This is a genomic window from Stenotrophomonas sp. Ker107b (genome assembly GCF_053847245.1).
Genome location: NZ_JBSPHX010000003.1, coordinates 131,227 through 151,226 on the forward strand (window position 1 = coordinate 131,227; position 20,000 = coordinate 151,226).

General features: G+C 67.2%; 24 protein-coding genes. 12 read left to right on the top strand and 12 right to left on the bottom strand.

Annotation, left to right across the window (positions count from 1 at the left end):
- Positions 1–8: 8 nt before the first annotated feature.
- Positions 9–893, bottom strand: coding sequence for a LysR family transcriptional regulator (locus ACWV8V_RS15865; RefSeq protein ID WP_455900197.1), 885 nt, complete (start codon positions 891–893; stop codon positions 9–11).
- 99 nt (positions 894–992) lie between these two features.
- Between ACWV8V_RS15865 and ACWV8V_RS15870 the strand changes: the two genes are divergently transcribed.
- Together ACWV8V_RS15870 and ACWV8V_RS15875 are read left to right on the top strand one after the other, a co-directional pair.
- Positions 993–1,802: a dioxygenase family protein gene (locus tag ACWV8V_RS15870; RefSeq protein WP_259261707.1), complete on the top strand. Its 810-nt coding sequence runs from the start codon at positions 993–995 to the stop codon at positions 1,800–1,802.
- Positions 1,803–1,933: 131 nt separating this feature from the next.
- Complete coding sequence (locus tag ACWV8V_RS15875) at positions 1,934–3,577, top strand: Na+/H+ antiporter (protein WP_259261708.1); 1,644 nt, start codon at positions 1,934–1,936, stop codon at positions 3,575–3,577.
- Between the two features lie 144 nt (positions 3,578–3,721).
- On the opposite strand, the gene ACWV8V_RS15880 is transcribed toward ACWV8V_RS15875, so the two are convergent.
- Positions 3,722–3,973 (bottom strand): DUF3297 family protein, encoded by a 252-nt coding sequence (locus tag ACWV8V_RS15880; protein WP_259261709.1) that lies wholly within the window; start codon positions 3,971–3,973, stop codon positions 3,722–3,724.
- 136 nt (positions 3,974–4,109) lie between these two features.
- On the opposite strand from ACWV8V_RS15880, the gene ACWV8V_RS15885 reads away from it, so the two are divergent.
- Positions 4,110–4,652 (top strand): DUF6630 family protein, encoded by a 543-nt coding sequence (locus ACWV8V_RS15885; RefSeq protein ID WP_455900198.1) that lies wholly within the window; start codon positions 4,110–4,112, stop codon positions 4,650–4,652.
- Positions 4,653–4,700: 48 nt separating this feature from the next.
- On the opposite strand, the gene ACWV8V_RS15890 is transcribed toward ACWV8V_RS15885, so the two are convergent.
- The 5 genes from ACWV8V_RS15890 to msrB all read right to left on the bottom strand — a co-directional run bounded on the left by ACWV8V_RS15890 (position 4,701) and on the right by msrB (position 7,959).
- A complete protein-coding gene (locus ACWV8V_RS15890; protein ID WP_259261711.1) occupies positions 4,701–4,976 on the bottom strand; it encodes a DUF4031 domain-containing protein in 276 nt (91 codons plus the stop codon).
- 14 nt (positions 4,977–4,990) lie between these two features.
- Entirely contained in the window at positions 4,991–5,488 is a 498-nt protein-coding gene (locus tag ACWV8V_RS15895; protein ID WP_259261712.1) for a hypothetical protein, read from the bottom strand.
- Between the two features lie 103 nt (positions 5,489–5,591).
- Complete coding sequence (motB, locus tag ACWV8V_RS15900; RefSeq protein WP_123731296.1) at positions 5,592–6,536, bottom strand: flagellar motor protein MotB; 945 nt, start codon at positions 6,534–6,536, stop codon at positions 5,592–5,594.
- A gap of 9 nt (positions 6,537–6,545) precedes the next feature.
- The gene (gene motA / locus ACWV8V_RS15905) at positions 6,546–7,400 is read right to left on the bottom strand and encodes a flagellar motor stator protein MotA (RefSeq protein WP_123731295.1); all 855 of its coding nucleotides are present in this window, start codon (positions 7,398–7,400) and stop codon (positions 6,546–6,548) included.
- A gap of 91 nt (positions 7,401–7,491) precedes the next feature.
- Positions 7,492–7,959 carry a peptide-methionine (R)-S-oxide reductase MsrB gene (gene msrB / locus ACWV8V_RS15910; RefSeq protein ID WP_259261713.1) on the bottom strand — a complete coding sequence of 156 codons (468 nt, stop codon included), beginning with the start codon at positions 7,957–7,959 and terminating at the stop codon, positions 7,492–7,494.
- Between the two features lie 128 nt (positions 7,960–8,087).
- On the opposite strand from msrB, the gene ACWV8V_RS15915 reads away from it, so the two are divergent.
- Positions 8,088–8,507 (top strand): classical arabinogalactan protein 4, encoded by a 420-nt coding sequence (locus ACWV8V_RS15915; protein ID WP_455900199.1) that lies wholly within the window; start codon positions 8,088–8,090, stop codon positions 8,505–8,507.
- Positions 8,508–8,678: 171 nt separating this feature from the next.
- A complete protein-coding gene (locus ACWV8V_RS15920) occupies positions 8,679–8,849 on the top strand; it encodes a lana protein (protein WP_123731292.1) in 171 nt (56 codons plus the stop codon).
- Between the two features lie 87 nt (positions 8,850–8,936).
- Here the strand turns inward: ACWV8V_RS15920 and ACWV8V_RS15925 are convergent, their stop codons facing one another.
- A complete protein-coding gene (locus ACWV8V_RS15925) occupies positions 8,937–9,416 on the bottom strand; it encodes an Lrp/AsnC ligand binding domain-containing protein (RefSeq protein WP_123731291.1) in 480 nt (159 codons plus the stop codon).
- Between the two features lie 149 nt (positions 9,417–9,565).
- Between ACWV8V_RS15925 and ACWV8V_RS15930 the strand changes: the two genes are divergently transcribed.
- Together ACWV8V_RS15930 and alr are read left to right on the top strand one after the other, a co-directional pair.
- Positions 9,566–10,876: a D-amino acid dehydrogenase gene (locus ACWV8V_RS15930; protein ID WP_455900200.1), complete on the top strand. Its 1,311-nt coding sequence runs from the start codon at positions 9,566–9,568 to the stop codon at positions 10,874–10,876.
- A complete protein-coding gene (gene alr / locus ACWV8V_RS15935) occupies positions 10,855–11,925 on the top strand; it encodes an alanine racemase (RefSeq protein ID WP_455900201.1) in 1,071 nt (356 codons plus the stop codon). Before ACWV8V_RS15930 ends, alr begins: the two co-directional genes overlap by 22 nt.
- 8 nt (positions 11,926–11,933) lie before the next feature.
- On the opposite strand, the gene ACWV8V_RS15940 is transcribed toward alr, so the two are convergent.
- Entirely contained in the window at positions 11,934–12,500 is a 567-nt protein-coding gene (locus ACWV8V_RS15940) for a DUF3016 domain-containing protein (protein ID WP_455900202.1), read from the bottom strand.
- A gap of 222 nt (positions 12,501–12,722) precedes the next feature.
- On the opposite strand from ACWV8V_RS15940, the gene ACWV8V_RS15945 reads away from it, so the two are divergent.
- Together ACWV8V_RS15945 and ACWV8V_RS15950 are read left to right on the top strand one after the other, a co-directional pair.
- Positions 12,723–14,726 carry a PAS domain-containing hybrid sensor histidine kinase/response regulator gene (locus tag ACWV8V_RS15945; protein WP_455900306.1) on the top strand — a complete coding sequence of 668 codons (2,004 nt, stop codon included), beginning with the start codon at positions 12,723–12,725 and terminating at the stop codon, positions 14,724–14,726.
- 66 nt (positions 14,727–14,792) lie between these two features.
- Positions 14,793–15,083 carry a DUF3247 family protein gene (locus ACWV8V_RS15950; protein ID WP_259261719.1) on the top strand — a complete coding sequence of 97 codons (291 nt, stop codon included), beginning with the start codon at positions 14,793–14,795 and terminating at the stop codon, positions 15,081–15,083.
- A gap of 30 nt (positions 15,084–15,113) precedes the next feature.
- Here the strand turns inward: ACWV8V_RS15950 and ACWV8V_RS15955 are convergent, their stop codons facing one another.
- Complete coding sequence (locus ACWV8V_RS15955; protein ID WP_259261720.1) at positions 15,114–15,377, bottom strand: hypothetical protein; 264 nt, start codon at positions 15,375–15,377, stop codon at positions 15,114–15,116.
- A gap of 143 nt (positions 15,378–15,520) precedes the next feature.
- Between ACWV8V_RS15955 and ACWV8V_RS15960 the strand changes: the two genes are divergently transcribed.
- Genes ACWV8V_RS15960 through ACWV8V_RS15970 form a run of 3 tightly spaced genes read left to right on the top strand, consistent with a single transcriptional unit; the run spans position 15,521 to position 18,032 of the window.
- Positions 15,521–16,642: a class I SAM-dependent methyltransferase gene (locus tag ACWV8V_RS15960; protein WP_455900203.1), complete on the top strand. Its 1,122-nt coding sequence runs from the start codon at positions 15,521–15,523 to the stop codon at positions 16,640–16,642.
- Positions 16,639–17,343, top strand: a complete 705-nt coding sequence (locus tag ACWV8V_RS15965; RefSeq protein WP_123731283.1) for a pseudouridine synthase — start codon at positions 16,639–16,641, stop codon at positions 17,341–17,343. The genes ACWV8V_RS15960 and ACWV8V_RS15965 overlap by 4 nt, the downstream gene beginning before the upstream one ends.
- Positions 17,340–18,032 carry an HAD family hydrolase gene (locus tag ACWV8V_RS15970; RefSeq protein WP_455900204.1) on the top strand — a complete coding sequence of 231 codons (693 nt, stop codon included), beginning with the start codon at positions 17,340–17,342 and terminating at the stop codon, positions 18,030–18,032. Before ACWV8V_RS15965 ends, ACWV8V_RS15970 begins: the two co-directional genes overlap by 4 nt.
- 98 nt (positions 18,033–18,130) lie before the next feature.
- On the opposite strand, the gene fabB is transcribed toward ACWV8V_RS15970, so the two are convergent.
- The gene (gene fabB, locus ACWV8V_RS15975) at positions 18,131–19,339 is read right to left on the bottom strand and encodes a beta-ketoacyl-ACP synthase I (protein WP_259261723.1); all 1,209 of its coding nucleotides are present in this window, start codon (positions 19,337–19,339) and stop codon (positions 18,131–18,133) included.
- A complete protein-coding gene (fabA, locus tag ACWV8V_RS15980; protein ID WP_070471641.1) occupies positions 19,339–19,854 on the bottom strand; it encodes a 3-hydroxyacyl-[acyl-carrier-protein] dehydratase FabA in 516 nt (171 codons plus the stop codon). Before fabA ends, fabB begins: the two co-directional genes overlap by 1 nt.
- Positions 19,855–20,000 lie beyond the last annotated feature (146 nt).

Genomic DNA, 20,000 nt, shown 5'->3' on the forward strand with positions numbered 1-20,000 from the left:
GCCACGCGTCATCCGCCCAGCGCGACCACCAGGTAATCGATGAAGCTGCGCACCTTCGGCGCCAGATGGCTGCGGCTGGTGTACACCGCATGGATGCCGATGCCCGGCACCGCCCACTCGGGCAGTACCCGCTCCAATCGACCATCGGCGATGGCCTGGGCCACCAGGAAGTCCGGCTGCACGATGATGCCCATGCCGGCAATCGCGGCCTCGCGCAGCACGTCGCCGTTGTTGGCGCGTACGCCGCCACTGATCGGCACTGATACCTCCCCGCGTGGCCCCTGCAGCTGCCACGCGTCCCCGCCGCCCCAGTAGCTGTACTGCAGGCATTCGTGCGCGGCGAGATCTTCGGGCTGCTGCGGGCGACCATGCGCATCCAGATACGCCGGCGCGGCGCACAGGCTGATCTGGGCGTCGGCCAGCTTGCGCGCGATCAGTGCCGGGCTGGGCTGGCGGGTGATGCGGATCGCCAGGTCGTAGCCTTCTTCGACCATGTCCACCAGGCGGTCGGACAGCGACAGGTCCAGTTCCACCTGCGGATACCGCGCGCGATAGCCGGCCAGCAGTGGGCCCAGCCGGGCGATGCCATAGCTGACCGGCGCGTTGATGCGCAGCCGCCCCGAAGGCTCCAGGGCCTGCGCGTTGATGCCGGCCTCCAGCGCATCGAACTCGGCCAGCAACCGCACGCACTCGGCGTAATAGGCCGCGCCCGTGCTGGTCGGGCTCACGCGGCGGGTCGTACGGTTGAGCAGCCGGGTCGAGAGGCGCTTTTCCAGTGCGGCGATCTGCCGGGTCACCCCTGCGGTGGACAGGTCCAGGGCCTGCGCGGCGGCACTGAAGCCGTTGCGCTCGACCACGGCGACAAACACACGCATGGCGTCCAGAGTGTCCATTGTTTCTCTTTCCGAAATAAACAGCGTCGATGCATCGTATTTATTGGCAAGGCTGCGCGCAATAAGCTCAGGGCCGTCGTAGCGCTACTGGAGTCCGTGATGTCCCGCTTGCCCTCCCTGTACATCTCCCACGGCTCGCCGATGACCGCGCTCAACCCCGGTCTGGTCGGTGAGCGCCTGGCGGCCCTGGCGGCGCGGTTGCCGCGACCGCGCGCGATCGTCATGGCCTCGGCGCACTGGCTGACCCATCAACCTGTGGTCGGCGGGCATGCCCAGCCGCCGACCATCCACGATTTCGGTGGTTTTCCGCAGGCGCTGTTCGACCTGCAGTACCCGGCGCCGGGCGACCCCGCGCTGGCGCAGGAGATCGCGCAGCGGCTGACCGCGGCCGGCCTGCCGACGGCAATCGACCCGCAGCGCGGTCTCGACCACGGTGCCTGGGTGCCGCTGCGCTTTCTGTACCCGCAGGCGGAGATCCCGGTCGTGCCGCTGGCGATCCAGCCGCTGCTTGGGCCGGCCCATCAGTTCGCGCTGGGGCGCGCGCTGGCGCCGCTGCGCGAGCAGGGCGTGCTCTTGATCGGCTCGGGCAGCATCACCCACAACCTGCACGACTGGCGCAGCTACCAGGACGGCAAGGAAGCGCCGTACGTGCGGCCCTTCATCGAGTGGGTGGAGCAGCGCCTGCAGGCCGACGACAGTGCCGCCGTGCTGGACTACCGCCGTCAGGCCCCGCACGCCGCGCAGGCACACCCCAGCGACGAGCACCTGCAGCCGCTGCACGTCGCGATGGGCGCAGCCGGTGGCGATGCGCTCGGCGCGCAGCGTATCGATGCCGGCATCGATGCCGGTTTCCTGGCGATGGACATCTATCGCTTCGACGGCGCCGACGCGCAGCAGCGCGCCGCGTGAGCGCAGTGCTGTCCGCGGACTGAGCCTGGTGTGCGCGGTGCGTTCGCGTGGTGGCGCACGTGTGGTACGTTTTTTCCTGTTTCCGGCGCCGGCTGCCTGCAGCCTCCCCCGCGCTGCTTACTGGAAAATGCATGCATACCATTGAAGTCGTCCTGGCGATGCTGGTGGCGGTGGTCGCCAGCGGCTACCTGGTCCGCGTTCTGCCGTTGTCGCTGCCGCTGCCGTTGGTGCAGATCGGGCTGGGCGCGGTCATTGCCGGGGTGTTCAACCGCGGCCACGCGCTCGAGCCGGAGATGTTCTTCCTGCTGTTCCTGCCGCCGCTGCTGTTCCTGGATGGGTGGCGCATCCCCAAGCAGGGCCTGTTCCGCGATAAAGGCGTGATCCTGGAGCTGGCCTTCGGGCTGGTGGTGTTCACCGTGATCGGGGCCGGGTTCCTGATCCACTGGATGATCCCGGTAATGCCGCTGGCGGTGGCCTTCGCCCTGGCCGCGATCATCTCGCCGACGGACCCGGTGGCGGTGAGTTCGATCGCCTCGCGTGCGCCGATTCCCAAGCGGCTGATGCACATCCTGGAAGGCGAGTCACTGCTCAACGATGCCTCCGGCCTGGTCTGCTTCCGCTTTGCGGTGGCGGCGGTGATGACCGGCTCGTTCTCGCTGGCGACCGCCTCGCTGACGTTCCTGTGGGTGGCGGTGGCCGGGCTGGCGATCGGTGTCGCGGTGACGCTGGGCGTCTCCACCTTCCAGCGCTGGCTGTGGCGGCGCTTCGGCGAGGAGCCGGGCGCGGCGCTGCTGGTCAACCTGCTGATTCCGTTCGCGGCCTACCTGCTGGCCGAAGAGTTCAACGCCTCGGGCATCCTCTCGGCGGTCGCTGCGGGCATCACGATGAGCTATGTGGAACTGAGCGGCCGCGTGTCCGGCAGCATGCGCGTGCAGCGCACCGCCGTGTGGAACATGCTGCAGTTCAGCTTCAACGGCATCATGTTCGTGCTGCTCGGCGAGCAGCTGCCGGGCATCGTGGAGCGCGCGATCAAGACGGTCAGCGAGAGCGGGCACCACAGCGCGTGGTGGCTGCTGGTGTACGTGGTGGTGATCAATCTGGCGCTGGTGCTGCTGCGCCTGGCCTGGGTGTGGCTGTCGCTGCGCTGGAGCCTGCTGCGCGCACGTCATCGTGGCGAGGCCCGGCAGGGCACCTCCTGGCGGATCGTGGTGGCAACCTCGGTGGCGGGGGTGCGCGGGGCGATCACCCTGGCCGGCGTGCTGACCCTGCCGCTGTTCCTGCCCGACGGCAGCGCCTTCCCGGCGCGTGATCTGGTGATCTTCCTGGCCGCGGCGGTGATCCTGTTCTCGCTGGTCGGCGCCAGCATCGCGTTGCCGCGCCTGCTCAAGGGCCTGGAACTGCCGGCCGATTCGGGCGAGCGCAAAGAGGAGGACCTGGCCCGCAAGCTGGCCGCCAAGGCCGCGCTGGCCGGCGTGGAGCGCACGCGCCAGCAGCTGGTGCAGAACCAGACCACCGAGAACGTGCAGCTCTACAACGACGCCGCCTCCCGGGTGAGCCTGCTGTACCAGCGCAATCTGGAGAAGGACGCCGGGCCGGATGCCGATCCGGACAAGGTCAAGCGGATGGAGCAGGGCTATCGCCAACTGCGCACCGCCGGGCTCACCGCCGAGCGCGAAGAGCTGTTCCGCCTGACCCGGCGCGGCAAGATCTCCGATGAGATCTCACGCAGGTTGATCCGCAATCTGGACCTGCTGGAGACGCGGCAACGCGATTGAGGCCGCACCGTGTCACGGGTAGAGCCACCCCATGGGTGGCTGCGCGGACCCACTGGAACCCACGCGTCCGGGACGAAGGGCAGCCACCCATGGGGTGGCTCTACCCCGGCACACGTGGATCAGGCGTCGCCGGCAACCGTGGGATCAGGCGTCCGGCTTCTGATCCAGGAAGTAGGCCACCACGGTGCCCTTGATCTTGATCGTCATCGGGTTGCCGCGGCGGTCGCGGGCCTTGCCGGCCTGCACGCGGATCCAGCCTTCGCTGACCGAATACTCTTCAACGTTGTCGCGTTCGACATCGTTGAAACGGATGCCCACGCCGCGCTCCAGCGCAGCGGCATCGTGGAAGGGACTGGTCGGGTTGATCGCCAGGTGATCGGGAGGGGTATCGCTCATGGTCACAGGATGCTGACGACCACCAAGGCCGCCTTCTGCCGTACAGGATAAACCGCAGCGGGCCCCGCGCCGAATTTCGCTTCCTGCCAACGCCCTTGCACGGCAGAATGCGCCCCTGTCTCCAGGAATACCGGCCATGCCCGACAACAGCGATTATTTCGACTTCGAAGAAGAGGAACGCGATTTCGACGAAGACGATTTCGAGGCACGGATCTGGAATCTGTTCGTGCTGATCAACCCGGGCGATGAGGAACTGGCCCTGCAGCAGTTCAATCGCTGGCGCGAGGCGCTGCTGGAGAGCGGCGAAGGCATTGATGAGGACGCCGACTGGCTGCCGCCGATGATGGCGGCGATCGCCTGGCAATCCGGGTTCGAGGTGGAGCGCAGCGATGCCGATGCGCTGATGTCGGCGGTGAACGAGCTGTCCGCGCGCTGGAACCTGCAGATCGACTGGGGCGGCGACCTGGACGATGAGGATTTCGCCGCCGAGGTGGATGCCCCGATGCTGATGGCCACCGCCCATGACCGCCTGCGCGAGCACAACTACGCGCTGTGGAGCGTGGATACGGGCAATGACACCCTGGCCGGGTGGATGGCGCTCAACCGCGATGACGATGCGATGCTGGCGCTGTGCTCGCTGCTGGGCGTGGAAGTGCGGCCGGGCAGCGATCCGTTCTGAGGGCGTGACCGCGGTCGGCGTGTGCCGACCAACGGTCGGCACCGACGCCTAGGGCAGGTACTGCCCACGCGCGTTGGCGATGACCGCTTTGACCAGCGCGCGGTCGGTATGCCGTGAGATGGCCTGTGCGCCCAGGGCGATCGCCTGCAGGCGCAGCGGGGCGGGCACGTCGTAATGCGCGCCGCTGCGGCGGTTCTGGAACGCCCGCCGCGGAATCCCGAGCTGCGCCGCCATGGCGTGCAGCTCGGGCAGGGTGTCGGCCATCAGATGCGCCCAGCGTTCACCACGCCAGGGATGTACCGCATCGTCGATATAGACCGTCACCGGGTGGCCGTGGCTCAGGCCTGCGGCTTGTCGTCGCTGGCGGCCGGGGCCGGCTCGGCATCGGCTGCGACTTCGACGGCAGCATCGGTCACGATCTCGGCGTCTTCGGCCTCGTCGTCACCTTCGCCTTCCACGCCTTCGAATTCGGAGACCAGCTGCGACAGGTACTCGTCGGCGGTCTTGCCTTCGTCAGCGGCCAGGTCGTCGATCAGCTGCTGCAGCTGGGTCGAGTACTCCAGGTTGACCTTGCGGCCTTCCTTTTCCTGGACGTTGGACAGGTGCTTGAGCATGGCCAGCATCGGGACCGGGTTGTCGGCGTTGCCCATGGTCTGGCCGCCGATGGCCAGCAGCCACTCGGTGCCCTGCAGGCCGATCGCCGCGACGACCTGGCCTTCTTCGTTGGTCAGCACGGCATGGTTCTGCACCGGCTGCTGGGCGTTGAGGCGGTTGATCGGACGCTTGGGCTGCTGCTTCTTGCGCTTGTCGCGCTTGGCCTTGGACTGCTTGGACATGAGTGCCGTCTATCTACAAAAGGGAAGACCCATTGTAGTGCCGGCCGCCGGCCGGCTCCACGGATTCCCTGAATTCCCCCTGCAGCCCCCGCCGCCGCGCCCCTTAAGGCGCGACAGCCGGCGCCAGGGCCGCCTGGATATCGGCGTCGGCGGCGGTGGGCGAGAGCGCCACTTCCTGGCCTGCCCCCGCCAGCGCGGCGATCTCGGCGGCCTTGGTCATCACCACGATGCTGATTCGCCGGTTGATCGGGTTGTCCGGCTGCGCCTTGTCGAACAGCACCGAGGACGACAGGCCGACCACGCGGGTCACCTTGTCTTCGGTCATGCCACCGTCGAGCAGGGCGCGGCGGGCGGCGTTGGCGCGGTCGGCGCTGAGCTCCCAGTTGCTGTAGCCATGCACGGCGTTGTACGCGGTGGTATCGGTGTGGCCGGTGATGCTGATCCGGTTCGGCACGTGGTTGATGAACTGCGACAGCTCGCGCAGGATCTCGCGCGTGTAGGGCTTGAGCGTGGCACTGCCCATGTCGAACATCGGGCGGTTCTGCTTGTCCACGATCTGGATGCGCAGGCCTTCCGGGGTCAGGTCGAGCAGCAGCTGGTCCTTGAACGGCTCCAGTGCCTGGCTCTTGCTGATGGCTTCTTCCAGTTCCTGCTTGAGGGCTTCGAGCTGCTGTTTCTCACGCTCGCGGTCGGTCTGCGGCACCGGCTTGGCGGCCTGCTGGTTCTGGAAGGGGTCGTTGCTGTTGCCGCGTGAGATATCGGTGGCGCCGCCCAGCTTGATCATCGAGGTGCTGGCACCGCCCGGGCCGGCCATGCCCGGGGCCGGGGTCGAGCTCTGTCCGACCAGCGGGCTGGGGTTGCGGAAGTACTCGGAAATGGCCGCCCGCTCGGGCTTGGTGGTGGCCGCCATCAGCCACAGCACCAGGAAGAAGGCCATCATCGCGGTGACGAAGTCGGCGTAGGCGACCTTCCAGGCACCGCCATGGTGGGCGGCATGGCCGCCTTTCTTGACCCGGCGGACGATGACGGTGGGTTTGTTCTCGGCCATGGCGGTGCCTTACTTGACCGTCTTGAGGTGCGCTTCGAATTCGCTGAAGCCCGGGCGCACGTTCGACGGCAGGGTCTTGCGGGCGAATTCCAGCGCGATCTTCGGGTTGTAGCCCCGCAGGCAGGCCAGCAAGGCGGTCTTGACCGACTCGTAAATGCGGCTGTCCTGCTCGGCGCGGGCTTCCACCGCGGCCGCCAGCGGGCTGACGAAGCCATAGGCCAGCAGGATGCCGAGGAAGGTACCGACCAGTGCGCCGGCAACGTGCGCGCCGACTTCTTCAATGGCGCCGCCGATGGAGCCCATGGTGATCACGATGCCCAGCACCGCGGCCACGATGCCGAAGCCGGGCAGGCCGTCGGAGACCTTGTTGAGCACCGCCGAGGGCTGCATGGCTTCGGCGTGGTGCTTCTCCAGCTCCATCTCCAGCAGCGGTTCCAGCTCGTGCGGCTCGATGTTGCTGCCGATCATCAGGCGCAGGCAGTCGGTGATGAAGTCGACCAGATGGTGGTCGGCCTGCACCTTGGGGTAATTGGCGAAGATGCTGCTTTCGGCCGGGCGCTCGACGTGGTCTTCCAGCGCCATGAAGCCTTCGCGGCGGGCCTTGTTGAGCAGTTCGTACAGCAGACTCAGGACATCGATGTAGTCCTGCTGCTTGTAGGCCGGGCCTTTGAATACACCCACCGTGGCCTGCAGGGTCTGCTTCACGGTTTTGATCGGGGTGCCCACCAGGAAGGCGCCCAGCGCCGCGCCGCCGATGATGACCAGCTCATACGGCTGCCACAGCGCGCCGAGTTTGCCGTGCGCGCCCACGTAACCACCGAGCACGCTGAGGATGACGACGAGGAATCCAACGATGATGAGCATGGGGCCGACGCGGGGAGGGGATACCTCCATGTCGGCCCGTTCACCCTTTTTCTGAAGGGGGGCGTTCGCTCAATGTCACACTTTTGCGAATTCAGGCAGCGGGCTCAGCCTCGGCGCCCCCGCGCTGCAGCGGGTCCGGGTAGGGCTGGCCGTTCGGCGTGAACGCGAGCGAGACCGAGTTCAGGCAGTGGCGTTCATGGGTCGGCGGCGGGCCGTCCGGGAACACATGGCCGAGATGGCTGTCACAGCGGGCGCAGACGATCTCGGTGCGGATCATGCCGTGGCTGGCGTCCCGGATCTCGCGCACATGGGCCGGATCGAACGGGGCGAAGAAGCTCGGCCAGCCAGTGCCGGAGTCGAATTTGGTGCTGGAACGGAACAGCGGCAGGCCGCACAGCCGACAGCCGTAGACCCCGTCCTGCTTGTTGTCCAGGAACACCCCGCAGAACGGCGCTTCGGTGCCGTGGTGCAGCAGCACGCGCTGCTCATCGGCGTTGAGGCCGGCAATCAAGGTCTGGCGCTGGGCGTCACTGGGCGGGGAGAGGTCGAAAGCAGTCATGGGCAGTCCTCACGTGGAGACCCTCTACATAGGGCCGGGCGGAGCGTGTTCCAACCCGGCGTCGTTCATCGTGCTGATACCCGTGCCGGTGCATGGTGAAGGTCTGAACCGCTGCCCGGGAGATCGCCATGTACCGCTCACGCTGCCTCGCCGCCCTGCTGGTGGTGCTGCCCTTGGCGGCAGGTGCGCAGATCGGTCCGCCGCCCAAGCCCACCGCGACGCGTCCGGTCGTCACCCCGCAGCCGACGCCCGTGCCGCTGCCTACGCCGGTGCAGCCGGCACCGGCCGACAGCCTCTCTGGCCAGATGGCCCCGGTGAAGTCGTCCGCGCAGACCCAGCAGCAGCTCCGCACGCACCCCATCCAGAGCAAGGGGCCTTCGCAGCCTGCGCCGATGCAGGGGCCCGCAGTGCAGAGCAAGGTGTATGACCGCCATGGCCGGATCATTCCGGGGGCCAGGCAGGTCGGGCCGAACCGGGTGCTCGATACCCGCACGGGCCGTTACTACGACTCGCTTCCCAGCGGCGATGGACACCAGATCAAGCCGTGATCGCCGCCACGGCGGCGTCGGTCATCTGAACGGTTTACATCGAGGACCCGCAGTCATCCCCGTCAACGTTTCGCCTCACCGTTTTTTCGCCTGTGATTAACCGGATCAGCGGGACCCTGTGCGTGCGCCGAAACACAGCGCATCCCCGAGGTTTTCAAGAAGAGTGCAATCATGGCTAACCAGCAGAACCGCAGTCCCGGCAAGATGCCGCAGGAGCAGCAGGGCAGTCAGCAGCAGAACCAGAAGCCCGGCCAGCAGAACCAGCAGCAGTGGGACCAGCAGAATCAAAAGGGCGGCAAGCAGCAGGACCAGAAGCATCAGGACCAGAAACAGCAGCGCTGATGCGCTTGACGCAATGAACGAAGGCGGTGCGCACAGGCGCGCCGCCTTTTTTGCGTTTCAGCCCTGCAGCTCAGCCAAGCAACGGGATCAATCCGGAATCGGCAGGGTCAGGGTCTCCTTGACCTCTTCCATCACGATGTAACTCTTGGATTCGCGCACGTGCGGCAAGGTCAGCAGGGTGCTGCCGAGCAGCTTGCGGTACGAGGCCATCTCGCTGATGCGCGCCTTGAGCAGGTAATCGAAATCGCCCGAGACCAGATGACACTCCAGCACGTTGGGCAGCTTCAGCGCCGCACGCCGGAACTCCTCGAAGATGTCGCCGGATTTGTAGGCCAGGCTGATCTCCACGAACACCAGCAGGCTGGCCTTAAGGTAGTGCGGATCGAGCTTGGCGTAGTACCCGGTGATGGCCCCGTCGCGCTCCAGCCGGCGCACGCGCTCGGTACAGGGGGTGGTCGACAGCCCGACCCGCTCGCCCAGTTCGGTGAAGGAAATCCGACCCTCCACCTGCAGGATGCGCAGGATTTTCCGGTCGATCTTGTCCAGTTCGCGGGCACGCACGGCCATCGGCGTCAGCCTCTCAAGGGGGTTTGCAGGACAATACCCTGCCTGTAGGCCAAAAAACAGGCGAATTGATTGGTTTAGGCTGACTATACTTCCTCAATTATGGTCCCGGCGTGCTCCTGCGCAGGGAATGATCGGGTTGGAGAGGTGTCATGCGCGTTCTAGTCCTTGGCAGCGGTGTGATCGGCACGACCAGTGCCTGGTACCTGCGGCAGGCCGGGTTTGAAGTCACGGTCGTCGACCGTCAGCCCGGTCCGGCGCTGGAAACCAGTTTCGCCAACGCTGGCCAGCTGTCGTTCGGCTACACCTCCCCGTGGGCCGCCCCGGGCGTGCCGCTCAAAGCGGTCAAGTGGCTGTTCTCCGAACACGCGCCGTTGGCAATCCGCCCGGGCCTGGATTGGCACCAGTACCGCTGGCTGGCGCAGATGCTGCGCAACTGCACCCATGAGCGCTATGCGATCAACAAGGCGCGCATGGTGCGCATGTCCGAGTACAGCCGCGACTGCCTCAACGAGCTGCGCCGCGAGACCGGCATCGAATTCGAAGGCCGCGACCTGGGTACTACCCAGCTGTTCCGTACCCAGCAGCAGCTGGATGCCTCCGCGCAGGACATCGAAGTGCTGGCCCAGTACGGCGTGCCGTATGAGGTGCTCGACCGCGACGGCATCATCGCCCACGAACCGGCGCTGGCCGGCGTGGCGGACATGCTGGTCGGTGCGCTGCGCCTGCCGCGCGACCAGACCGGTGACTGCCAGTTGTTCACCCGTCGCCTGGCGCAGATGTGCGTCGATGCCGGGGTCGAATTCCGTTTCGATCAGGACATCGCCGGCCTGCAGAGCGAGGGCGACCGCATCACCGGCGTGCGCATCGACGGCAAGCTGGAAACCGCCGATCACTACGTGGTCGCGCTGGGCAGCTACTCGCCGTCGCTGGTCGCCCCGCTGGGCATGCAGCTGCCGGTGTACCCGCTCAAGGGCTACTCGCTGACGCTGCCGATCACCAACCCGGCGATGGCCCCGACCTCGACCATCCTGGATGAAAGCTACAAGGTGGCCGTGACCCGTTTCGACGACCGCATCCGCGTGGGTGGCATGGCTGAAGTGGGCGGGTTCGACCTGTCCCTCTCACCGCGCCGCCGTGCCACGCTGGAGAAGGTGGTACGCGATCTGTACCCGGAGGGCGGCGATCTGTCGCGCGCCGAGTTCTGGACCGGCCTGCGCCCGGCCACGCCGGACGGCACCCCGGTGGTCGGCGCCACGCCGTACCGCAACCTGTTCCTCAATACCGGCCACGGCACCCTGGGCTGGACCATGGCCTGCGGCTCCGGCCGCTACCTGGCCGACCTGATGGATGCCCGCCAGCCGCAGATCAGCACCGAAGGCCTGGATATCTTCCGCTACAGCCACCACGCCGCATCCGTCCGTCACCGTGAGCCGAGTTCATGCGCCCAGCCCGTGCGTTGATTGATCTGGACGCGCTGCGCAGCAACTACCGGCTGGCACGCGAACTGGGGGGCGGCAAGGCCGTTGCAGTGATCAAGGCCGATGCCTACGGCCACGGTGCGGTGCGCTGCGCGCGCGCGCTGCAGGCCGAGGCCGATGCCTTCGGCGTGGCCTGCATCGAGGAAGCGCTGGAACTGCGCCAGGCCGGCATCACCGGCCCGATCCTGCTGCTGGAGGGCTTCTTCGATGCCGACGAACTGCCGCTGATCGTCGAGCACGACCTGTGGTTCGCCGTTGGCGCACCGTGGCAGGTCGAGGCGGTGGCCGCGTTCCAGACCACCGCCACGCTCACCGTGTGGTTGAAGCTGGACAGCGGCATGCACCGGCTGGGCCTGTGGCCGGACGAGTTCCGCGCCGCGCATGCCACGCTGAGTGCGCTGACGCATGTCGGGCCGATGGTGCTGATGACCCACATGGCGCGTGCCGACGAACTGGACAGCCCGCGTACCCGCGAGCAGGCCGATGTGTTCGCCGCGGCCATCGAGGGCCTGGCCGGGCAGACCAGCCTGTGCAATTCCCCGGCACTGCTGGGCTGGCCGGACGTGCGCAGCGACTGGGTGCGCCCGGGCCTGATGCTGTACGGGATCAACCCGATGCCGGCGCACACGGCGCTGACCGAGCGTCTGCGCCCGGTCATGACGATGCGCTCGAAGATCTTCGCTGTCCGCGATATCGCCGTGGGCGAACCGGTCGGCTATGGCGCGCGCTTCGTCGCGCAGCGACCGACCCGGGTCGGCGTCGTGGCACTCGGCTATGCCGATGGCTACCCGCAGTTCGCGCCCAACGGCACCCCGGTGCGCATCGACGGCCAGTCCGGCATCGTGATCGGTCGGGTCTCGATGGACATGCTCACCGTGGATCTCACCCACCTGCCGCAGGCCGGGATCGGCAGCACGGTGACGCTGTGGGGCGATGCGCCGCGCATCGAGGCCCTGGCGCCGCTGTGCGGGGTCAGTGCCTACCAGCTGCCGTGCGGCGTGAAGCGGGTGGTGCGCGAGTACACCGGCTGAGGGATGGCTCAGGTACTCGCCGTGGCCTCATTGCGCAGATCGCGCCGGATCCAATCATCCAGCAGGCGCTTCTCGTAGCGCAGCGGGTCGGTATCGCTCTGCCGGCCGATGTTGTGCAGGTAGCCGGTGTCCTGCAGCTTGCGCTCGCCTTCGCCGAGCACCTGGCCCTGGGCATTCTTGAGTGTGTAAGTGAGCGTCACGCGCGGCGGGTAGATATCGCGCATGACCCGGATGTCGTCGGCTCGTGGGCCATGCCACGGCTCGTAGTCGCCGGCGCGCTTGATGTCGGTGAAGGTCACCTCCAGCGTCTGGCCCGGCTGCAACTCCTTGCTGGCCGTAGTCCGCACATACTTGGCGAGCTGCTGTACCCAGTCACCACGCTCGGCCTCGAAACGGTTGCTGCTCTGGCGGATCTCGGTGAACTGGGCCGGGTCGGTCCAGGCGACCTGCACCGGGCCGTCAGTCTCAAGCGCCCGGGGCGCTTGGGGATCGGTCACGGTCCGCGGGGCTGCCGCCGCACTGCCCATCAGCAGCAGCCCGGCCAATGCCCCGGCCCACAGAGAAGTACGGTTCATGACAACTCCTGCATCGCGATCACGAGTGGGATCAGGCCCTCAGTGTGATCCCGATCCGGGTGGCCGACAATCCACGCGTGTATGCTCCGCTGCTGCGGTTGGCGCCAATTCATCCAGGCCGCACCGTCCGGGGCTGGCCGCGCTTGACACTGCGAATACGCGCATTGGCCGATCCTGTGTCCCTCTGTCTCGCCAGTTGCCCCATTGACGCCCTTGTCCAGCCTGCCCACTTCGACGTTGGAACGCTCCTCTTTCCTGGCCGCATCGCCGGATCCGGCCCTCTATCGCACGGTCCTTGAGCGGCTGAATGCGGGCTTCTGCATCATCGAGGTGATTTTCGATGAGGCGCAGGTCGGGGTCGACTACCGCTTTGTCGAGGTCAACGAGGCGTTTTCGCGCAATACGGGGCTGAGTAATGTCTGCGGGCAGCGGATGAGCAGCCTGCAGCCGGGGCATGAGTCGGACTGGTACCGCACCTACGGCGAGGTGGCGCTCAGCGGGCAGGCAAGACAGTTCGAGATGGAAGCGCGCGCGCTGGGTCGCTGGTATTCGGTGGAAGCGGTCAGCGTGGGCGAGCCGGACGAGCATCTGGTGGCGGTGGTGTTCTTCGACATTACCCACCGCAAGCACATCGAAGTGGAGCTGGCCGAAAGCGAAGCGCGTTTCAGTGCGCTGGCTGATGGCCTGCCCATGCCGGTCTGGGTGCTGGACGAGCGCGGCCATTCGCGCTTCGTGAACAGTGCTTTCAGTGAGTTCTTCGGCGGTGATGAGCAGCGCGTGCCCGACGATGTCTGGCGCGGCCTGGTGCACCCGGATGACGCCTCCGTGTTCGATTACGAGTTGCAGGAATCCTTGAAATCGCAGCGGTCCATGCACGCCCTGGTCCGCGGCCGTCGCGCCGATGGCCAGTGGCGCTGGTTGGAAATGAATGCCCGCCCGCGGTTCTCGCGGATGGGGCGGTTCATCGGTCTGGCCGGCAGCAGCCCGGACGTGACCGAGCGCCGCGAGATCGAAATGGCGCGCGAAGAACTGCTGCAGTCCGAACGCGCCGCGCGCAGTGCGGCCGAGAACATGGCGCGCCTGAAAGACGAATTCCTGGCCACGCTCTCGCATGAGCTGCGCACGCCATTGACCACCATCCTGGGCTGGAGCGAACTGCTGCTCCAGCGCATCGACAACACCAGCCCGATGTACAAGGGCCTGGGCGTGATCGCCAGCAGTGCGATGGCGCAGAAGCGGCTGATCTCGGACATGCTGGACCTGAGCAGCATGCTGCTCGGCAAGGTGCAGCTGGAAGTGGAAATGCTGGACCTGCGCACGCAGCTGGACGAAGCGATGCGCGCGCAGGAGCTGGTCGCCGAGGGCAAGGCGTTGTCGATGGAGCTGGTGATGCCCGACGAGCCGTGTCTGGTTCTCGGCGATGCCACGCGCCTGCAGCAGGTGCTGTGGAACCTGCTCTCCAACGCCATCAAGTTCACCCCGGCCGAGGGCCGGGTGGTGCTGACCCTGGCCGAAGACGGTGGGCACTGGTCGATCAACGTCAGCGATTCCGGCGACGGCATCGCGCCGGAGTTCCTGCGGCATCTGTTCAGTCGCTTCCGCCAGGCTGATGGAACCACCACCCGCCGACATGGTGGGCTGGGGCTGGGCCTGGCGATCGTGCAGCAGCTGGTGGAGCTGCATGGAGGCGCGGTGGCGGCCAGCAGCGAGGGCCACGGTCACGGCTCCACGTTCACCGTGCGCTTGCCGCGCTACCAGCCGCAGGCCGATGGCCGGCCGCTGCGCGAAGTGTTCAGTGGTCCGATTCCCGAGCAGATCATCGAGCCGTATCCGCTCAAGGGCCTGCACCTGCTGGCCGTGGAAGATCAGCCCGAAGTGCTGGAATACCTGCGCCGCCTGCTGGAAGAGCAGGGTGCCTCGGTCACCACCGCCGCCTCGGCCGGTGAAGCACTGGCCCTGCTCAACGAACAAGGGCATGACGGCATCGATGCGCTGCTGACGGATATCGGCATGCCGGGCATGGATGGCTATGGCCTGGTCCGCACCCTGCGCGACAACATGGGGGTCGAGCCAGCGGCGCTCCCGGCCGTGGCGGTGACCGCGCTGGCGCGGGCGGATGATCGCAAGCGCGCGCTGGCCTCCGGCTTCCAGGAGCATGTCGCCAAGCCGTATTCCGTCGCCCAGCTGGTGGCGGCCGTGCGCGGTGTGTTGAGCGGTACGCGCTGAGTCCTGCGTTGGCGGCGTGTTGACGTCGCCGCGGGCACACTGGGGGCGTACGCCACAGGAGTTGCCATGTCCCGTTACGCCCCCCGCATCCATACCGACCCGACCGCCATCGCGGCGCTGGAGGCGTTGCTGCCTCAGCTGCACGGCCAGACCCAGGTCGAACTCACGCTTGAGGATGGCAGCCGCCTGCTCGGCACCGTGGCGGTGCAGCCGACGCTTCAGCAATACCGCGACGCCGACGAAAACGAAGGCAGCAATGGCCAGCTGCGGCTGGACGATCTGGATACGCCGGTCCAGCAGCACGTGGTGTGGCTGGATCAGATCACGGCCATCCGGCAACTGCCCTACCGCGAGTGATCGCGGCGGGCAGGCGCGGTGGGGTTGGGCTCAGTGGGTGAATTCGCTGGGTTCGGCCTCGAAACGGCGCGCGTAGGCCCGTTCATCGGCAATCCGGGCCACCTCTTCATCGGCGAGGTCCGGGGCGCCATACACGGCATACGCCACGTTGCCATCCGAGGTTTTGCCGATCTGATGCAGGCGGTAGCGCGAATGGCCGCCGCCGGTATCTTCGGGGTAGTGCACCGGTGGCTGGCTGCCCTCCATGTCCATCTCGCTGTTGTCGACTACGCCACCGACAAACAATGCACGCATGTGCCATCTCCACGGGAAGTGAGGCTCCACCCTGCCGGTTGGGATGTTGTCAGGGCATCAACAGGACGTTGAATAAACGCAAATCCGGGGCTGGCGGGGCGAACCGGTAGAATGGCGGCCTCTTTTCAAGATGTGCCCTCCGCATGGCTGCCCAGCACGACGCTCCCCTGGAAACCCTGTTCCTGCCGTTCGCCAGTGGCGTGCTGTCCTGGCCGGCCGGCCCCGTGCTGTTCCTGCGCGCCCGCGATGGCGCGCCGCTGCGCGAGCACGCCCAGCCGGCGCAGCTGGTCTGCGAGCAGAGCTTCCGCCCGTTTGCCGATGCCCTGGAAGCCAGCGGCTGGACCGTCCGTGACGAGCAGCAGCTGGCCGGTGATGCCACCCGCTACGCCGTGGTGCTGGTGCTGCCGCCGCGCCAGCGCGAGGAAGCCAAGGCCCTGTTCGCCCGTGCGCTGGCCCTGACCGCCCCGGGCGGGATCGTGGTGGCCTGCCAGCACAACAACGAAGGCGCCCGCTCCGGCGAAGGCGACCTGCAGCAGCTGGCCGGCCTCGGCGGCAAGCTGACCAAGAACCACTGCCGTGCCTACTGGACTGCGCCGCTCAACGGCCAGCACGACGCCGCGCTCGCGCAGCGCTGGGCAACCCTGGACGCGCCGCGCGCGATCCTTGGCGGCCGCTTCCAGAGCCGCCCGGGCATCTTCGCCTGGGACCGCATCGATCCCGCCTCGGCGCTGCTGGTCGAACAGCTGCCGGCCGATCTGGCCGGGCGTGGTGCCGATCTCGGCGCCGGCTTTGGCTATCTGTCCGCCGAAGTGCTGGCGCGCTGCCCGAACGTGAGCGCGCTGGACCTGTACGAGGCCGAAGGCCGCGCGCTGGCGCTGGCCCGCGAGAACCTCGCCGCGCTCGGCAAGCCCGCCGCGCTGGCCTATCACTGGCAGGACGTCACCGCCGGGATCGAGGGCGAGTACGACTTCATTGTGACCAACCCGCCGTTCCACACCCCGTCGCGCGCGGATCGCCCCGATATCGGCCAGCGCTTCATCGCCGTGGCCGCGCAGGCGCTGCGCCCGGGCGGTCGCATGTGGCTGGTGGCCAACCGTCACCTGCCGTACGAGCACATTCTCAACGAGAGCTTCGGCCAGGTGCGTGTGGCGGCCGAGCGCGATGGCTTCAAGCTGATCGAAGCGACCAAGGCCAGCAAGAGCGCCACGCCGGTCCGCACGCCGCGCAGCACCGAGCCGAAGTGGGGCCGCGGAGGCCGCGCATGAAGCTGGTCAAGCTGTTGGCCAACCTGGGCTATGGCAGCCGCAAGCAGGTGCAGGGGATGTTCCGCGCCGGCCTGATCACCGATGCCGAGGGCGAGGTGCTGTACGCCGATGACGCGGTCGCGCACGAGGCGATCCGGGTCGAGGGCGAGCCGCTGGACCCGCCGCAGGGGCTGACCCTGCTGCTGCACAAGCCGCGTGGCTACACCTGTTCGACCAAGGACAAAGGCCGGCTGATCTACGACCTGCTGCCGCCGCGTTACCGCGACCGTGCGCCGGTGTTGTCCTCGGTGGGCCGCCTGGACCGTGACACCAGCGGCATGCTGCTGATGACCGACGACGGTGCGCTGCTGCACCGGATCGTGTCGCCGAAGTCGCGCTTGGACAAGGCGTACGAGGTCACCCTGGCCGAAGACCTGCGCGGCGATGAAACCGCGCGTTTCGCCAGCGGCGGCCTGCTGCTGGAATCGGACGACAAGCCCCTGCTGCCGGCCGAGCTGCACGTGAACGGCCCGCGCCAGGCGCAGCTGGTCCTGCATGAAGGCCGCTACCACCAGGCCCGCCGGATGTTCGCGGCCGTCGGCAACCACGTCGAGGCGCTGCACCGCAGCCGTATCGGCGGGCTGTCGCTGGGCGAGCTGCCTGAAGGTGAGTGGCGCATGCTCGATGCGGCCGATCTCGAGACGCTGTTCAACGTTCCATGACCGCCTTCGCCGCGCTGCCGTTCCTGCCCGACGCCGTCATCTTCGACATGGACGGCCTGATGATCGACAGCGAGCGCGTCTCGATCGCGTGCTGGTCGCAGGCGGCGCAGGAGCTGGCGCTGCCGTTCCCGGCACGGTTCTGGCTGCGCATGGTGGGCCTGGGCGACCGCGACTGCGAGCGCCTGCTGCTGCAGACGGTCACTGCCGAGCAGGTCGCTGCGCTGTTCGCGCGTTGCCACGAACTGTACGAAGCGCGCACGCAGCAGGGTCTGCCGCTGCGCCCCGGCATCCTGGAGGTCCTGCAGCTGCTGCACGAGCATGGCGTTCCACGTGCGGTGGCGACCTCCACCCGCCAGCCGCGTGCCTCGCGCAAGCTGGCGGCGGCCGGGCTGCTGCCGTTCTTCGAGGTGGTGGTGACCAGCAGCGATGTGTCGCATCCGAAGCCCGCCCCGGACATCTACCTGCTGGCGGCGCAGAAGCTGGGCAAGGACCCGGCGCGCTGCCTGGCGCTGGAAGATTCCCCGGCCGGCATCCGCGCGGCCGTGGGTGCGGGCATGACCGCCATCCAGGTGCCGGACCTGGTGCATCCGGATGAGGAACTGCGCGCGCTGGGGCATCGCATCGTGGATTCGCTGCTGGATGCACGGGCGTTGTTGATGCCGCTGCTGCCGGTGACCGGCGCGCGGTGATATCCCGCCCGGCTCGCCGATACACCGGGCATTGATCGCGTGCACCACGAAAAAGCCCGGCACATGGCCGGGCTTTTTCGTATATACCGCAGCTGCACTCAGAGGCGGCTGAACACCAACGCCGCATTCGTGCCGCCAAAGCCGAAGCTGTTGGACATCACGGTGTTTAGCTGTGCCGGCTGGGTCTGCTGCACGATCGGGAAGCCTTCCACCAGCGGGTCCAGCTCGCCGATGTTGGCCGAGCCGGCGATGAAGCCATCGCGCATCATCAGCAGGCAGTAGATCGCTTCGTGCACGCTTGCCGCGCCCAGCGAGTGGCCGGACAGCGCCTTGGTCGAGGACAGCGGCGGAATGCTCTCGCCGAACACTTCACGCACCGCCTTCAGCTCGGTGACGTCGCCCAGCGGGGTCGAGGTGCCGTGCGTGTTGAGGTAGTCGATCGGGGCGGTGATGTGCTCCATCGCCATGTTCATGCAGCGCACCGCGCCTTCACCGGACGGGGCGACCATGTCGGCGCCATCGGAGGTGACGCCGTAACCGACCAGCTCGGCATAGATGCGCGCGCCACGGGCCACGGCGTGATCGTAGTCTTCCAGCACCAGCATGCCGCCGCCACCGGCGATGACGAAGCCGTCGCGGTCCTTGTCGTACGGGCGCGAGGCCGAGGCGGGCGTGTCGTTGAAGCGGGTCGACAGGGCGCCCATCGCATCGAACATCACGCTCATCGACCAATGCAGGTCTTCACCGCCACCGGCGAACATCACGTCCTGCGCGCCATGACGGATCAGATCCGCGGCGGCACCGATGCAATGCGCGGAGGTGGCGCAGGCGGCCGACAGCGAGTAGCTCAGGCCCTTGATCTGGAACGCCGTGGCCAGGCACGCCGACACGGTGGAGCACATCGTGCGCGGCACCATGTACGGGCCCACCTTGCGCACGCCACGGGCGCGCAGGATGTCGGCCGATTCCACCTGCCACTGGCTGGAGCCGCCGCCGGAGCCGGCGATCAGGCCGGTCCGCGGGTTGGCGACCTGCGCCTCGTCCAGGCCGGCATCGGCGATCGCATCGCGCATGGCGATGTACGCGTACGCCGAGGCATCGCTCATGAAGCGCTTCACCTTGCGGTCGATCTGCGCATCCAGGTCCAGCTCGATGTTGCCGCCGACATGGCTGCGCAGGCCGGCTTCGGCATGATCGGGCAGGTGGCGGATGCCGGCGCGGCCTTCACGCAGTGCAGTGGACACGGTGTCCAGATCGTTGCCCAGGCACGAGGTGATGCCCATTCCGGTAATGACGACGCGACGCATCAGAAGTTCTCAGTGGAAGTGAACAGACCTACACGCAGGTCTTTGGCAGAGTAGATTTCGCGACCGTCCACCAGCATGCGGGCGTCGGACTGTGCCATCACCAGCTTGCGGTTGATGACGCGCGAGATGTCGATTTCGTAGGTGACGCGCTTGGCGCTCGGCAGCACCTGGCCGGTGAATTTCACCTCACCGCAGCCCAGGGCGCGGCCACGGCCGGGCGCACCGATCCAGGTCAGGAAGAAGCCGGTCAGCTGCCACATGGCATCCAGGCCGAGGCAGCCGGGCATGACCGGGTCGCCGAGGAAGTGGCAGTCGAAGAACCACAGGTCAGGGCGGATATCCAGTTCCGCGCGTACCATGCCTTTGCCGTGTGGGCCGCCGTCCTCGCGGATATCGGTGATGCGATCGAACATCAGCATCGGATCATTGGGCAGGCGGCCGCTGCCCGGGCCGAACAGTTCACCGCGGGCGCTGGCCAGCAGCTGGTCGCGCGAGAACGCGTTGAGACGAGTCATGGAAAACGCAATCCTGAGGAAGTTGTCATCGGGGTGAGCCGACCACAGGTCGACTGCTCTTGCATGAAGCAAGTACTCAAGAGTGCATGAGAAAAAGTGATTCAATCAAACGTTTTAACCGTACGCCGCCGTAGTGTTTTCAGGTT